14 protein-coding genes and 1 tRNA gene are annotated in these 15106 nt (G+C 67.8%); 2 read left to right on the forward strand and 13 right to left on the reverse strand.

Annotation, left to right across the window (positions count from 1 at the left end; translation table 11 throughout):
- Positions 1-72 precede the first annotated feature (72 nt).
- The 5 genes from fumC to EYW47_RS09935 form a co-directional block, all read right to left on the reverse strand.
- Complete coding sequence (gene fumC / locus EYW47_RS09915) at positions 73-1482, reverse strand: class II fumarate hydratase (protein ID WP_133194668.1); 1410 nt, start codon at positions 1480-1482, stop codon at positions 73-75.
- 172 nt (positions 1483-1654) lie between these two features.
- On the reverse strand, positions 1655-3343 hold the full coding sequence (locus tag EYW47_RS09920; protein ID WP_377784928.1) for a phospholipase D family protein: 1689 nt from the start codon (positions 3341-3343) through the stop codon (positions 1655-1657).
- A gap of 447 nt (positions 3344-3790) precedes the next feature.
- Positions 3791-4744, reverse strand: a complete 954-nt coding sequence (panS, locus tag EYW47_RS09925; protein WP_133194670.1) for a ketopantoate/pantoate/pantothenate transporter PanS — start codon at positions 4742-4744, stop codon at positions 3791-3793.
- 187 nt (positions 4745-4931) lie between these two features.
- Positions 4932-6350, reverse strand: coding sequence for an MATE family efflux transporter (locus tag EYW47_RS09930; RefSeq protein ID WP_133194671.1), 1419 nt, complete (start codon positions 6348-6350; stop codon positions 4932-4934).
- A 221-nt stretch (positions 6351-6571) separates the two neighbouring features.
- Entirely contained in the window at positions 6572-6793 is a 222-nt protein-coding gene (locus EYW47_RS09935; RefSeq protein WP_133194672.1) for an RNA-binding S4 domain-containing protein, read from the reverse strand.
- Positions 6794-7104: 311 nt separating this feature from the next.
- On the opposite strand from EYW47_RS09935, the gene EYW47_RS09940 reads away from it, so the two are divergent.
- On the forward strand, positions 7105-7581 hold the full coding sequence (locus tag EYW47_RS09940; RefSeq protein WP_133194673.1) for a hypothetical protein: 477 nt from the start codon (positions 7105-7107) through the stop codon (positions 7579-7581).
- Between the two features lie 236 nt (positions 7582-7817).
- On the forward strand, positions 7818-10073 hold the full coding sequence (locus EYW47_RS09945) for an ATP-dependent helicase (RefSeq protein ID WP_133194674.1): 2256 nt from the start codon (positions 7818-7820) through the stop codon (positions 10071-10073).
- Positions 10074-10187: 114 nt separating this feature from the next.
- Here EYW47_RS09945 and EYW47_RS09950 read toward each other — a convergent pair whose 3' ends face one another.
- The 8 genes from EYW47_RS09950 to EYW47_RS09985 form a co-directional block, all read right to left on the reverse strand.
- Positions 10188-10940, reverse strand: coding sequence for a DUF4088 family protein (locus tag EYW47_RS09950; protein ID WP_133194675.1), 753 nt, complete (start codon positions 10938-10940; stop codon positions 10188-10190).
- Positions 10941-11199: 259 nt separating this feature from the next.
- Positions 11200-11523 (reverse strand): AzlD domain-containing protein, encoded by a 324-nt coding sequence (locus EYW47_RS09955; RefSeq protein ID WP_133194676.1) that lies wholly within the window; start codon positions 11521-11523, stop codon positions 11200-11202.
- A complete protein-coding gene (locus tag EYW47_RS09960) occupies positions 11520-12329 on the reverse strand; it encodes an AzlC family ABC transporter permease (RefSeq protein ID WP_240763632.1) in 810 nt (269 codons plus the stop codon). The genes EYW47_RS09955 and EYW47_RS09960 overlap by 4 nt, the downstream gene beginning before the upstream one ends.
- Positions 12330-12647: 318 nt before the next feature.
- Complete coding sequence (locus EYW47_RS09965) at positions 12648-13517, reverse strand: helix-turn-helix transcriptional regulator (RefSeq protein ID WP_133194677.1); 870 nt, start codon at positions 13515-13517, stop codon at positions 12648-12650.
- Positions 13518-13544: 27 nt separating this feature from the next.
- Positions 13545-14036, reverse strand: a complete 492-nt coding sequence (locus tag EYW47_RS09970) for a CreA family protein (protein ID WP_133194678.1) — start codon at positions 14034-14036, stop codon at positions 13545-13547.
- An 88-nt stretch (positions 14037-14124) separates the two neighbouring features.
- The gene (locus tag EYW47_RS09975; RefSeq protein ID WP_133194679.1) at positions 14125-14466 is read right to left on the reverse strand and encodes a type II toxin-antitoxin system RelE/ParE family toxin; all 342 of its coding nucleotides are present in this window, start codon (positions 14464-14466) and stop codon (positions 14125-14127) included.
- Positions 14463-14765 (reverse strand): type II toxin-antitoxin system ParD family antitoxin, encoded by a 303-nt coding sequence (locus EYW47_RS09980; RefSeq protein WP_133194680.1) that lies wholly within the window; start codon positions 14763-14765, stop codon positions 14463-14465. Before EYW47_RS09980 ends, EYW47_RS09975 begins: the two co-directional genes overlap by 4 nt.
- Before the next feature lie 138 nt (positions 14766-14903).
- A tRNA-Asn gene (locus tag EYW47_RS09985) sits at positions 14904-14979 on the reverse strand.
- Between the last annotated feature and the right edge of the window lie 127 nt (positions 14980-15106).

Here is a 15106-nt window from a genome sequence, read left to right on the forward strand (position 1 = left end):
TGCAGCAAAAAAGCGGGCGGCAAGGCCCCAAGCCTTGCCGCCCGCATTGCGTTTTAGCCCTTGAAACAGGGCTTATTTCTTCAGCGAGCCGACCATGTCGCCGGGCTTGACCCATTCGTCGAACTGCTGCTCGGTCACATGGCCGAGCGCGAGCGCGGCGGCCTTGAGCGTCGTGCCTTCCTTGTGCGCCTTCTTGGCGATCTGCGCGGCCTTGTCGTAGCCGATGTGCGGATTGAGCGCCGTCACGAGCATGAGCGACTCGTTGAGCAGCGTGTCGATGCGCGCGCGGTTGGGCTCGATGCCCACGGCGCAGTGATCGTTGAAGCTCAATGCGCCGTCCGCGAGCAGGCGGATCGACTGCAGCACGTTGTGCGCGATCATCGGGCGGAACACGTTCAACTCGAAGTTGCCGCTCGCGCCGCCCACGTTCACAGCCACGTCGTTGCCGAACACCTGGCAGCAGAGCATCGTCACTGCTTCGGATTGCGTAGGATTCACCTTGCCCGGCATGATCGAGCTGCCCGGCTCGTTCTCGGGGATCGAGAGCTCGCCCAGACCGCAGCGCGGGCCGCTCGCGAGCCAGCGGATGTCGTTGGCGATCTTCATGAGGCTTGCCGCGACGGTCTTGAGCGCGCCGTGCGCGAACACGAGCGCGTCGGCGGCGGCCATCACCTCGAACTTGTTGGGCGCGGTGACGAAGGGCACGCCCGTGAGCTTCGCGATGGTCTCGGCCACCTTCTGCGCGAACTGCGGGTGCGCGTTCAGGCCGGTGCCGACGGCGGTGCCGCCTTGCGCGAGCTCGTAGAGATGGGGCAGCGCCGACTCCACATGCTTGATGCCTTGATCGAGCTGCGCGACGTAACCCGAGAACTCCTGGCCGAGCGTGAGCGGCGTGGCGTCCTGCAGGTGCGTGCGGCCGATCTTGACGATGTCGGCGAACTGCCTGGACTTGGCCTCGAGCGTGTCGCGCAGCGTCTTCAGCGCGGGCAGCAAATGCTTGACGATGCCGTACGCAGCGGCCACATGCATTGCCGTGGGGAACACGTCGTTCGACGACTGGCCGCGATTGACGTCGTCGTTGGGATGCACCTTGCGCGCCTCGCCGCGCTCGCCGCCGAGAATCTCGCTCGCGCGGTTCGCAATCACCTCGTTCAGGTTCATGTTGCTCTGCGTGCCGGAGCCCGTTTGCCAGACCGCGAGCGGGAATTCGCCGGGGTGCTTGCCTTCGATGATCTCGTCGGCGGCCGCCATGATCGCGCGCGCCTTGGTCTCGTCGAGCACGCCGAGCGAGTGGTTCACTTCGGCGGCGGCGCGCTTGATCGTGGCGAGCGCGGTAATGAGCTCGGGCGACTGCTTCTCGCTCGAGATGCGAAAGTTCTGCAGGGATCGCTGCGTCTGCGCGCCCCAGAGCTGGGCGGCGGGCACAGCGATCTCGCCGAACGTGTCGCGTTCCATTCTGACGTTCTCATTGCTGGCGGTCATGGTGAGACTCCGATGGTGGATGAGGCGAGCGCGATGAGACGCCGCGCCTCATGCATACGTGGTGGGTTCGGGGCCGACGGGTGGCTCAGCTCTGCGGTGGCGAAGCGGCGGGCTGCGCGACAGCGCTCTCGCGGCGCGCCATCCGTGCGCGCGCCTGATTTCACAACTGATGTCACAACTGGTTGTCGACCGGCAACAGCAAGAATAGTCCGGTTAGGAGATTCCTGTAGAAACCCGCGCCAGGATCGAGGTTGTAGGTGCGGATCATGCCGTCTTCCTCGTCGGTCCATACGAGCGGCGAGGAAATCGTGCTGCCGCGCAGCGACGCGAGCTGGGCGGGCGTCGCAAGCGAGACGCGATAGCTCGCCTGTGGCGAGGTCGCGAGCTTGAACAGCTCGGCCGCTTCGTGCGCGATCGGCGGGCTTTCTATCGCGAGCGCGAGCTCCGTGTTGAGGCTGGCCGAACGCGGGTCGAGATTGAGCGAGCCGATCACGAGCGTGCTCTCGTCGATTACGTAGACCTTCGCGTGCAGGCTCGCGCGCGAGCGCGAGCCCATCACGTGCACACGCCGCGAGTTTTTGCTCTCGGGCTGCGTGGGCTTGAATTCGTAGAGTTCCGCGCCGGCCTCGAGCATCGGCACGCGGTAAGGGCTGTAGCCGGCCTGCACGGCGACCGCGTCGGTGGCCGCGAGCGAATTGGTGAGGATCGCCACGCGCACGCCGCGCGCCGTGAGCGCGCGAATGGCCTGCACGCCCGCCTCGTGCGGCACGAAATATGGTGAGACGATCAGCACGCTGCTGTGCGCGTGATTGAGGCGATCGAGCAGGGAGCGCATGGCGTCGCCCATCTGGCCATGCTCGGGGTCCGCGATCTTGTCCGGCGAGTCGGCCACGAATTGCCACTTCGCCCAGATGAGGCCAAGCTCGTCGCGCGTGATCTGCTGGGCGAGAGGCGTGGCGTTGAGCGGCTTTGCATTGTACGGGTCGGCGTTCTCGCGCCAGTGCGCGCGCAAGTCGTCGCGCGCGAGATCGAGATCGTGCGGATCGAACTTCTGATGATTGAGCACGCTCAAGGGGTAGGCCACGCTGCTGTTCCAGTACTCGTCGAAGCTCGCCGAGACGCTCGCCGCGACCGGCCCGGCCGTGAGCACGTCGAGGTCGCGGAACTGCAGCGTCGGGCTCGCGCTGAAGTATTCGTCGCCGAGATTGCGCCCGCCCACGATCGCGAGCTCGTTGTCGACGATCGTCGCCTTGTTGTGCATGCGGCGCGTGAACTGGTCGACGTTCGTGAAGAAGTTGCGCGTGCGCGTGAACATGCCCTCGCTCGGGCTGCCGTACGGATTGAACACGCGGATCTGGATGTTCGGATGGCTGTTGAGCGCGGCCATCAGGCGGTCGATGTCGTGGAAGTTCAGGTCGTCGACGAGCATGCGCACGTGCACGCCGCGGTCGGCCGCGTAGAGCGCCGAGCCGAGCAGCAGCTTGCCGGTAGTGTCCTCGTTGGCGATGTAGTACTGCATGTCGAGGGTTTTGGTCGCCGCGCGTGCGAGCGCGATGCGCATCTGCAGCGAGTCGGTGCCGGTGGCGAGCAGGCGAAAGCCCGCTTCGTCCGGATGCGCAGCCTCGGGTCCGGCGAGCGCGGCGCCGAGCGGCGTGGCGCTTGCCTCGGAGGCGGGCAGGGCCGCCGAGCTCACGCGCTGGAAGACCGTAGCGGGCGGACGCGTCGCGCAGGCCGCAACGAGCGTGACGCTCAGGAGCGCAAGCAGCGCCCGGGCGAGCGCGGCGCGGCGCGGCGGCGCGGCTTTTGCAGCAAGCGCGGCGACAAGCGCGGCGCCAGGGGCGAAGCGCTGAACGGTATGCACGGACAAGCGGATTCTCCTTTCCAGGTTCCATGCTTCGCGGTTGACCAGCGTTCGCGCTTGAATCGCACCCCTGCGGTCGCATGCCAGGCTTTCGGCGCTGGGGCGTCCCCGATGGTTCGCTGACGTGGCGCGCCTTTTGCCGCCGATTCTATCGGGAAGCGGCAAGGCACCGCATGCAAGGCGCGTGCCGTGACTCATTTCTTGCGGGTAATGCTCGTGCGGCGCTGGCCACGATCGTCACGAAACCTGGCGCGCCGGCGACGCTCGCCGCAAGCCGCGTTTCATTCAAGGGGTTCGCGGCGCTGGCAGCGCGCATCGCAAGGCGGCCCGCACGCATGCACGCACTGCGTGGGTCAGGCCGCGCCCGGAAGCGGCCGGGCGGCAGGCGCGAGCCGGACGCGGCTCAGGCGCGCGCAACCGGGTTCATCCGCGCCCGGGAGCCGAGGTTCAGACCTTCTCGGCGCGTGCCTCGTGCGCATCGCGCGCGCTGCCTCGCGCCGGCTTGCCGGCCCAGTAGCCCGCGAGCAGCGACCCCGAAAGGTTGTGCCACACCGAGAACAGCGCACCGGGAAGCGCGGCGAGCGGCGAGAAGTAGAGCTTGCCGAGCGTCGCGGCGAGGCCCGAGTTCTGCATGCCCACCTCGATCGCGAGCGTACGGCACACGGACTCGTCGAAGCCGAGCAGACGGCCACCCCAGTAGCCGCCCAGCAGCCCGATGCCGTTGTGGAGCACCACGCCGAGCGCCACGATCGGGCCCACCGTGGCGATGCTCGCGTGTGTGCCGCCCACCACGGCCGCGATGATCGCGAGGATCGACACCATCGAGACGAGCGGCAGGACCGGCTCCACGCGCCGCACGAGGCTACCCGCCAGACGGTTCACGACGAGGCCGACGGCAATCGGCAGCGCGACGATCTGCAGGATGCTCATGAGCATGCCGTGCACGTCGACGACAATCGAGGCGTCGACGTAGAGGCGCGTGAGCAGCGGCGTCGCGAACACGCCCACGAGCGTCGAGAGCGCGCTGATCGTCACGGAAAGCGCGACATCGCCGCGCGCGAGATAGATCATCACGTTCGAGGCCGTGCCGCTCGCCACGCTGCCCACCAGCACCATGCCCGCGGTGAGCTCGGGCGGCATATGGAGCGCGTGGGCGATGACCCAGGCGGCCAGCGGCATCACCAGATAGTGCAGGACGATGCCGGCGAGCACCGGCGCGGGCCGCGTGAAGACGCGCTGGAAGTCGGCGAACGAGAGCGTCACGCCCATGGCGAGCATGATGACCATCAGCAGCGTCGTGACGTGCGGTGCGACGGGGGCGACCAGGCCCGGGTTGAAGTAGGCGAGAAGCGAGACGAGGACGGCCCAGAGCGGGAACAGTCGGGTAATCGGGGCAAGCATGAGTGGGTGGTCCGTGGGCGGGTTGGGGTCGCGGGTTGATGTCGATCGAGCAGTGGGCGCGGCAGCCGGCTTTTTGGGTTCCTTGTGCGCCACCGAGGGCGCGCTTGGGACTCGCTTGGGACTCACACAGGACTCACACAGGGCTACAGGGCGCACTCAGGACCCGCGTGTCCGCCCGCGCCAAACCTCAACCCGCGCGCGCCGCCGCCTCGACTTGCACGCGCCGGCTCTTGCGGTGAAAACGCCACGTCATGAGCGCGGCCACGCTCGCGAGGCCCGCTGCGAGCCCCCACCAGAGCCCGAGCGCGCCAAGCCCGAAATGGAACGCGAGCGCATAGCCGATCGGAAAGCCGATGCCCCAGTAGCCGAGCGTCGCGGCCAGCATGGGAATGCGCGTGTCCTTCAGGCCGCGCAGGCAGCCGGAGCCCACGGTCTGCATGCCGTCAACGATCTGGAAGATGGCCGCCACGCCGAGCAGCGACGTCGCGAGCGCGACGGTCTGCGCGTTGGCTGGGTCGTCGAGGTGCAGGTAGAGCCCGACGATCCAGTGCGGCGCGAGCACCATCACGAGCGCCGACATCGACATGAAGCCCACGCCCAGCGCGAGCGCGACGAAGCCCGCGTGGCGCGCCGCGCGCGGCACGCCCGCGCCGATCCAGTAGCCCACGCGCACGTTGGCCGCCTGGCCGATTGAGAGCGGGACCATGAACATCACCGAAGCGACGTTCAGCGCGATCTGGTGCGCGGCGAGCGGCGTCGCGCCGAGCAGGCCCATGAGCAGGCCCGTGGCGAGAAACAGCGTCGCCTCCACGGCGTAGGTGATCGCCACGGGCCAGCCGATAGCGAAGAGCTCGCCCATCAGCGGCGCGGTGGGCCGCCGCGCGACCACGAAGTGCTGATGCGAGGGCCGGAAATGCAGGAGCGCCATCAGCACGAGCGTGGTGACCCAGATGGTGATGGTGGTGGCCACCGCCGAGCCGAGAAAGCCCAGGCGCGGCAGGCCCCACACGCCATGAATCAGCCCGTAGTTCAGGAAGCCGTTGGAGAACACGCTGATGATCGACACCCACAGCAGGCGCTTCGCGGCGCCGATGGCGGGCAGGAACGAGCGCATCAGGCCCACGCCGATCAGGCTGGCGGGCGCGCCCCAGCGCAGCACGGCCGCGTACTCGCCCACCTGGTGCGCGAGCACGGCCGGCTCGCCGAGCGCGAGCAAGACCGGCCCCGCGAACGAGAGCAGCGCGAAAGCGGGCACGGCCAGCAGCAGCGAGAGCGCGAAGCCGGTCCAGTAGATGTGCGGCACGCGGTGCGGATCGTCGGCGCCGCGCGCCTGCGCGACGCTCACGCTCACCGAGGTCAGCACGCCCTGCAGCACCGTCACCACCACGAAGAACAGGTTCGCGCCGAGGCCGCCCGCGGCGAGCGCGCCCGCGCCCAGCGACCCGAGCAGCACGGTGTCTGTGACGCTCATGGCCATCTGCGAAAGCTGGGCGATGGCGAGCGGCGCGGCGAGGCGCGCGGTGTCGGCGGCGTGGCGCTTGAGCGAGGGCGGGGCGATGGCGCGTTTCGCCTGGTCGGCGCGCGCGGGGGCAGTGGGTCGGGTCATGAAAACAGACGCGCGGCGCGATGATGAATCGCGCCGCGCGTTCAGAAAGTGCGTTTGTGTCGAGGTTGAAAGCTCAATGCGAGATTACCCTTCTTTCGGATAAAAAGCACCTGGATGGTGCATCCGCTTTCGAACGTATTTCACTTCGACACGTGTGGTGCGTGTGGTGCGCGCATGGTATGCGCACGGTACGCGTTTGGCGGCGCGTTGCGCCGCTCGCCTCACCCGGCTTCGCGCACGGCAATGCGCGTGTCGCCGAGCAGCACCGACTGGCCCGCGCGGATCTTGCACGTCTTGCGCAGTTCGACCTCGCCGTCGACTTTCACGGCGCCGGAGGCGACGATCTGCTTGGCCGAGCCGCCGCTGTCGGCGAGACCGGTGATCTTCAGGAGGTTGTGGAGTTCGACGTATTCGCCGGTGAGCATGAAATCGAGATTGGGCATGGGGCAAACGGGAATCAGGTGCGCGCCGGGCAGGGCACGCGAAGCGTGAGCATCATAAGCGATCCCGGGCATCCGGGCGTCCGGCGAGCGGCTGTTACATCTCAGGGCCAGATGTCATGATTTCGTAAGAAGATGCAACGTTGGGTAACGTCGGGAGACCTTGCGTCGATCTTCAGATGAAAATGCTCTCACCCCGAAACGACAACGCCGCATCGAAGTAGTGCACCGCGGCCCGATCGGGCGGAATCGCGCCGCAAGCGGACCTGAGCGCAGCGGCGCGGATCCCGAAACGACTACAAAGAGGATACGCCATGACTCATATTCGCAAGCTGCTCACCGGAACCGCTCTCGCCACTGCTGCCATCTTCGCGCAAGGCGCCTTTGCCCAGGGCGCGGCGCAGCCCGGCGCCGAGGCGCCCACGGCCATGCCTTCTGCCGCACCGGCCATGGCGCCCGCGACCCCGCCAGTTGTGGCGCCGAGCCAGGCGCCGGCGGCCGCGGGCATGTCGCAGCCCGCGCCGCAGGATTTGAGCGCCGCGCAATCGACCGATCCGCTGGTGCAAAAGCGCACCGCCGACGCGGCCGCGAACGCCGAATACCGCGGCGCGAAGAAGTCGGCGAAAGCGGAGTACAACTCGACGAAGAAGCAGGCCAAGTCGCAGTACAAGTCCCACGTGAAGGACGCGAAGATCAACCAGAAGGCCGACCACCAGGCCAACAATTCGGAAATGATGGACCAGATGAGCGGGCAGTCGGCTCAGCCGCCGGGCGGCGAGGCTCAGCAATAAGGGGCTTCGATAGCCCGGCGGCGCGCGGTGCGCGCATTCGGGCTGGGTGAAGCTTTTCCATTCGGCGCCCGCCCCGGCGCCGGCCTGTGCAGGACGTGAAGCGGCGGCACCCGGAAGCGGGTGTCGCCGCTTGGCTTTTGGGCCGTCAGGCCAGGTCCGCCGCGTTTCCGAATCGAGCGTTCGGGTCTGAATAGCGCCAGATCGCGGCAAGATAGACGCTTGCCGGCATGAGGTGTATGGATATACAGTATGCGTCGCCGCGCCCGCCGATACATGCCGACGCATGCCGATGGACGCTGCGGCTCGATCCTTTCATCGCTCACCGGATACCCACCGCGCCCGCCGTGTCCACTGTCTCCCTCGCCGATTCCCCCCTTACGAGCAATGCTGCGCTCGAGGCGGCGCCGTACCTCGCGAAGCTCAACGACGCCCAGCGCGCCGCCGTCGAGCACGGCGGGCCGCGGGCGTTCGCGCCAGGCGCGGCGTTGCCTGCGCCGCTGCTCGTGATCGCCGGCGCGGGCTCGGGCAAGACCAACACGCTCGCGCACCGCGTGGCGCACCTGGTGGCGAACGGCGCCGATCCGCACCGCATCCTGCTGCTGACCTTCTCGCGCCGCGCGGCGCAGGAGATGACACGGCGCGTCTCGCGCATTGCGGCAGGCGTGTCGGGCGCGGCTGCGGCGCTGGCCCAGGGACTCACCTGGGCGGGCACGTTTCACGGCATCGGCGCGCGCCTGTTGCGCGAATACGCCGAGCAGATCGGCCTCTCGCCCGCGTTCACGATCAACGACCGCGAAGATTCCGCCGATCTCATGAATCTCGTGCGCCACGAACTGGGGTTCTCGGCGAAGGAAAAGCGCTTTCCCGCGAAGTCGACGTGCCTCGCGATCTACTCGCGCGTCGTCAACACGGGCGACTCGCTTGCGAACGTGCTCGCGCGCTCGTTCTCGTGGTGCCTCGAATGGGAGCCGCAGCTGCGCGCGCTGTTCGCGGCCTACGTGGACGCCAAGCAGAAGCAGAACGTGCTCGACTACGACGACTTGCTGCTCTACTGGGCGCACATGGCGGCGGAGCCGGCCATCGCGGCCGATCTGGCGGGGCGCTTCGACCATATCCTCGTCGACGAATATCAGGACACCAACCGCCTGCAGGCGTCGATCCTGCTCGCACTGAAGCCCGACGGGCGCGGCCTCACCGTGGTCGGCGACGACGCCCAGGCCATCTATTCGTTTCGCGGCGCGACGGTGCGCAACATCCTCGATTTCCCCGCGCAGTTCGATCCGCCCGCGCGCCAGGTCACGCTCGAGCGCAACTACCGCTCGACCGAGCCGATCCTCGCCGCCTCGAACGCGGTGATGGACGCCGCCGCCGAGCGCTTCACGAAGAATCTGTGGACCGACCGCGCGTCGCAGCAGCGGCCGCGCCTCGTCACGGTCGCCGACGAGGCCACCCAGGCGCGTTACGTGGTCGAGCAGATCCTGGAGGCGCGCGAGGGCGGCATGAAGCTCAAGCAGCAGGCGGTCCTGTTTCGCGCGGCGCATCACAGCGCGACGCTCGAGATCGAGCTGGCGCGGCGCAATATCCCATTCGTGAAGTTCGGCGGCCTGCGCTTTCTCGACGCCGCGCACGTGAAGGACGTGCTCGCGGTGCTGCGCTGGGCCGAGAATCCGCTCGACCGCGTGGCGGGCTTTCGCGTGACGCAACTGCTGCCCGGTGTCGGGCCCGCGACGGCCGCGCGCCTGCTCGATCAGGTTGCGGCTTGCACGGGCGCATACCGCGCCGCGCAGGCGCTCGCCGCGTTCGCGCCGCCGCCGCGTGCGGCCGAGGACTGGCCGGCGTTCGCCGCGCTCGTGGAGCAGCTCGGCGCGCGCGCGACGCCGTGGCCCGCCGAGTTCGAGCGTGTGCGGCGCTGGTACGAGCCGCACCTCGAACGCAATCACGAAGATGCCCAGGTGCGGCTTGCCGACCTGCTGCAGATGGAGAGCATCGCCAGCACCTACGCGTCGCGCGAGCGCTTCCTGACCGAGCTGACACTCGACCCGCCCGATGCCACGAGCGCAGAGTCGGCCGATCCGCTGCTCGACGAGGACTATCTGATTCTCTCGACGATCCATTCGGCCAAAGGCCAGGAATGGCGCAATGTGTTCGTGCTCAACGGCGTGGACGGCTGCATTCCGTCCGATCTCGGCGCGGGCAGCGACGAGGAGCTCGAAGAGGAGCGGCGTCTGCTCTATGTGGCGATGACGCGCGCCAAGGAGGATCTGCACATCGTCGTGCCGCAGCGCTTCTATGTGCACAACCAGGCCGCGAGCGGCGACCGTCACGTCTGGGCGTCGCGCACGCGCTTCATTGCGGCGCCGATGCTGCCGCTCTTCGAGCCGTGCGCGTGGCCGAGCGCGCCGGTGGCGGGCCCGCCGAGTGCGGCGGGGCTGGCGGCCGCGGCGCGTGCGAAGGTCGAGATCGGCGCGAAGCTGCGCAAGATGTGGGAGTAGGGGCGCGCTTGCTCGCGGCGCCCATCGTGCACGTGCTGCAACCGTTGCACATGGCGGCACAAAAGGCCTCGCGCGGGCCGCGTTTGCCCCCCGACGGGCGAAGCCAGCGCGCGTTCAGCCGCGTACCTGATTCTTCGGCGGCGGCACGAAGAAGTTGCGCAGCCAGGCGGCAAGGCGCGTGAACACGTCGTCGGGTTCCTCGACGAAAATCTCCGGCTTCAAGAGACGCAGATATTCCATGATCTGCTGCGCTTCCTGCTTCTGGAACGTGCCGTGCGCGATGCCCAGACGCAAGAGCCCGCGCAGCTCGCCCAGACGCTCGCGCGCGAGGCTGCCGCTTGCCTGCTCGCAACCGATCTTCGCTTCATAGACGCGCTGCCGCACCGATTCCGCGAGTCGCCACGCGGGCGTCTGCATCGACTCCTCCAGCGCCTGGATGTCCTGCACGCCGGACTTGATCTGCGCGGCGAGCGGCTCGATCAGGGATTCGGCCGCCTGCGCCTCGTGCACGATTGCCGCTGCCCACTCGCGGCACTGCTTCGCAAGCTCGTCGGGCGTCCACTCGGGCCGCGACGCGAAGCCAAAGCCGAACTCGCCCGCCTGACGCAGCAGGATCGACACGACCTCGGGAAACTCCTTGTCGAGCGTGCGCTTGGCCCATGCGTACTGCCCGCCCTGCAAAAGCCGCTGCACGGCCTGCTCGGTGAGCGGCGTCATGTTGTCGAGCAGCTTCGCGCGCAGGAAGTCCTCGAACGATGGCGTGAGGAACTGCGGGTCGAGCTTCAGCGAGACGCGCAGGAACGCGTCGAAGTCTTTGCGCAGCGACGCAAGCGTCTCGTCCTTGAGATTGAGGGTGATGTGCCCCATTGTGGTTGCCCCGGTGTATTCCTGGCGGTGCCTGGCGGTCTCTTGCGCGTGCGCCAATGCAGGCCTCGACGGTTTATCGGCGCATGGGGGCAAAACTTGAGCCGGGACCGCTCAGGCGTGCCGCGAGAGCGGCGCCTGGCGGCAGCGGGGGCGAGTCGGGCGGGGGCGAGTCGGGCGGGCGGAGAGGGCGCAGGGAGCCGGCGGGCGCCAACGGGCAACTCCAGGTAACTCCGGGCAACCCCGAGTAGCCCGGGCAAATTCAGCGCAGCACCACGCCCTGCCAGAGGAAAAACACGGCGAGCCCCACGGCGATGGTGAGGAGCGGCCGCTTCGTGAGCGCGCTCACGGCGATCGCCGCGAGCGCGCCGACGAGCTGCGGGTTGCGCCACGTGAGTTCGGCGTGCTGGCCGTGGGGCGAGACGGCCATCGGCACTATGATCGCGGTGAGCACCGTGACGGGCACGAAGCCGAGCGCGGTGCGCACGATCGGCGGGAACACGAGCCGCTCGCCCAGCACGAAGACAGCCGTGCGTATCGTCACAGTAATGAAGGCCATGCCGAGGATCAGGACAACGTAGTTCATGGGCGGCCCCCTGCGGCGGCGTGGGTGTCATGACAGGGCATGCGTGTGGCGTTTGCTTCGCTTGTGCTCGTGCTCGTGCTCGTGTTCGTGCTCTTGCCGGCCGGGCCGGCGGCGGCGCGCGCGTCATGGTGCCCGCTAGCGGCGCTTGCCGTGCGCGGCTTGCGCGGCAGCGAGAGCGCGACGCCCACGGCCACGCCCGCGAGCACGGCGCCGAGCAGCCCGAGCTTGTACGGCCAGCCCTGCCAGAAGAAGGCGAGCGCGCCGGCCGTAACGGCGGCGGCCAGATAGCGCACGGCGACCAGCTGCGGCACGACGATGGCGATGAACGTGGCGACCATCGCGAAGTCGAGCCCGAGCGACTGCAGGCCCGGGAACGCCGCGCCGAACAGCAGGCCGGCGGCGGTCCAGATCTGCCAGTTCACATACATCGAGACTCCGGAGCCGAGGAAATGCCACGGCGAGACGTCTCCGGGCGGGTGGCGGCGGAAATACGCCCAGGCGACGGCGAACACCTCGTCGGTGAGCAGGCCGCCGAGCACGAGACGCCAGCGCATCGGCAGATGCGAGACGTAGGGCGCGAGTGTCGCGCTATAGAGCACGTGGCGCAGGTTCACGATGAGCGTGGTGGCCCAGATCACGGCGAAGCTCGCGTGCGAGGCGATCAACCCGAGCGCGATGAACTGTGCCGAGCCGGCGAACACGGCGAGCGACATCAACTGGCCATGCCAGAGCGAGAGCGGGCCCGAGGTGACGAGCGTGCCGAAAATGACGCCGAACGGCGCCGCGCCGATCATCATGGGGATCATGTCGCGCGCGCCGGCGACGAATTCCTTGAAGCGATGGGGATGGCGGGTCAAGCGAGTCTCCTGTGTCGATCGGAGTTGGGGCTTCGGCACTTCCTCCGATTCCATGCAAGGTGCCATGGAGGCGAGCATAGCGGGGCGCAACGCGCGTGGCTTGTACGTTCTTGCGGCGCGCTCGGCGTGCGCTCACATCGGCGCTCGATTCGGCGGATCGGTCGCCGATTGGTCGCCAATTCGGCGCCAATTTGGCGCTCGTGCGTGATCGGGCGCGCGCTTGAGTCGGGGACGCGCTTCGCGCCTCGGGCGTGGCGGAGCTGTCGCCTAGTTCGCCTGCCAGCGGCCCGGCGGCACGCCGAACATGCGGCGGAAGTGCCGCGTGAAGTGGCTCTGGTCCGTGAAGCCAGTCGCGGCGGCGACCTCGGCGACTGAGGCGCCCGCGCGCAGCGGCCCGAGCGCGCGCTGCAGCCGCAACTGGGTGCGCCAGGCGTGCGGCGGCAGCCCCGTGGCCTGGGTGAACAGGCGCGTCGCGTGAAACGGCGAGAGGCCGACCGCCTGCGCGAGATCGGCCACGCGCAGTGGCGCGGTGAGATCGGCGGCCAGCAGCGCCTTCATGATTTCGACGCGCGGCTCGTTCGCGGCAGACCCCATCGGCGCCTCGCGCGTGCGCGCGTGGCGGGTGAGGAGCGCCGAGAGCGCGTCGAGCAGCGCACCCTCCACGGCGAGGAGATCGGGCTGCGGCGCGCCCGGCGCGAGCGCAGCGGGCCGGCGGTCGGCGTCGGCCTCCAGCAGCCGGTGCGTCCGCGAGAGGCGGCGTGCAAGATCGGGGTCGCGGATCACTTCGGCGTCGAACCACGGTAGTGGCTCGGCGCGGCCCGCAATTTCACCCGCGAGCGTGTGGAGATAGTCGACCGGCACGTACATGACGCGATAGCGCCAGCCTTCGTCCACGGCGCGCGAGCCCGTGTGGAGCTCGCCCGGATTGATGACCGGCACGCTGCCCGCTTCCGCGACGTGCTGCGCGCCGCGATAGCGGTAGCACTCGGCGCCGTCTTCGATCACGGGGATCGTGTAGGCCTCGTGCCAGTGCGGCGTGAATTCGTGATCGTGATATTCGGCCGTGAGCAGATCCGCGCCGGGCAAAAGCGGCGTGCGCCAATAACGGGCGAAATCGCGAAAACGGGAGAGCGTCATGGCAAGGGTCCGGCCTGGACTCCCAGTTTAGCGCACCGGAATGGTCGTGCCCGCGGGCATCGGCACGGCGGTGACGCTGTTCTTCGCGCTGCCGCTCACGACGCGGTCGCTGTACGTCAGGTAGACGAGCGCGTTGCGCTTCGTGTCGACCACGCGGACCACGTGCAGCGTCTTGAAGAGAAACGACATGCGCTCGCTGAACACATCCGCCTGCTGCTTGAGCGGGGCGGCGAAGCTGATCGGACCGACCTGGCGGCAGGCGATCGATGCTTCGGTCGGGTCTTCGGCGATGCCGAGTGTGCCCTTCACGCCGCCGGTGCGCGCACGGGAGACATAGCACGTGACGCCGGTGACGGCGGGATCGTCGTAAGCCTCGACGACCACCTTGTCGGAGCCGGTTACGCGGAAGTTGGTGTTCACGCTGCCGATCTGCTCGGCGTGGGCGGCGCCAAGCGCGAGCGCGCCGGCGCAAAAGGCGAGGGCCAGACGCAGTCGGGCGGCGAAGCGAGTCGATTTCATGCGGATTCCCGAAGATGACGAAGCGACATTATCGGGCAGGGCGGGGTGGGGGCGGATGACGATTGTTGGCAGCGCCCAGAAGCAGCGGCTACAGATGCTGGGGTAAGTCCATCGCATCGTGAAGAATGCGCAAGACATCGATGGTTCGCGCATCCTTTGCGTTGACGCGAAACATGACGAAGTGACGGCCTTTGCGTCGATTGCGTGCGACGTGGAGCGTCATGATGCCGGAAACGATCTCGTCACGTGCACGCACGCCCGGCAACGAAGGACCGTTCGTCAGATCCTGCAGCGCAAGCGAAAGCGTGGTTGCATACGCGCGCCCCTGAGCGGGACCGAATTGCTCAATGGTCCAGCCCACGATATTGCTGAAGTCGTCCTTGGCCAGGTCGGTGAGGCGGACGGTCCAGGCCGTCGTATGCGGTGTCACCGCGCGCGCTTCGTTGCGCCTGCTGTCATGAGGGCATTCTCGGCGAGGCTTTCGAGATAGTCGCCCAGTGCCTGTGCGGAAGTGAAACTGCGCAAGCGTCCTGCGTCTGCATCGGAGATACCGGCGCGCGCGGCATCGCGCAGCGCTTCGAGTCTCGCTTGCGTTTCGGCTTCTTCGCGCTCGACGAGACGTAGACCGGCGCGCAGGACCTCGCTCGCATTCTGAAAACGGCCCGAGCTGACGAGCGAGTCGATCAAATGAGCCTGATGGTCCGTGAGTACGACGTTGCGGGTAGGCATGGAGCTGACTCCATCAAAGAGCGTTGATTGGCAGATTATGCCATGCTCTCGAGGGCGAGGATGGAAAGGAGGGGATGTCTTGCGCAAGGCACAAAAGAAAAAAGGCGTTGCGCGATTTGCGCAACGCCTTCGATATTTTGGCTCCCCGACCTGGGCTCGAACCAGGGACCTACGGATTAACAGTCCGGCGCTCTACCGACTGAGCTATCGGGGAACAGCAGTACAGCTACAACTTTAACTTCATGAAAAAGCCCGTTTTGATTAACGGGCTTTTGCGAATCTTGGCTCCCCGACCTGGGCTCGAACCAGGGACCTACGGATTAACAGTCCGGCGCTCTACC

Origin of the sequence: Paraburkholderia silviterrae (assembly GCF_004353915.1) — a bacterium.
In the GTDB taxonomy this organism is placed as follows: domain Bacteria; phylum Pseudomonadota; class Gammaproteobacteria; order Burkholderiales; family Burkholderiaceae; genus Paraburkholderia; species Paraburkholderia silviterrae.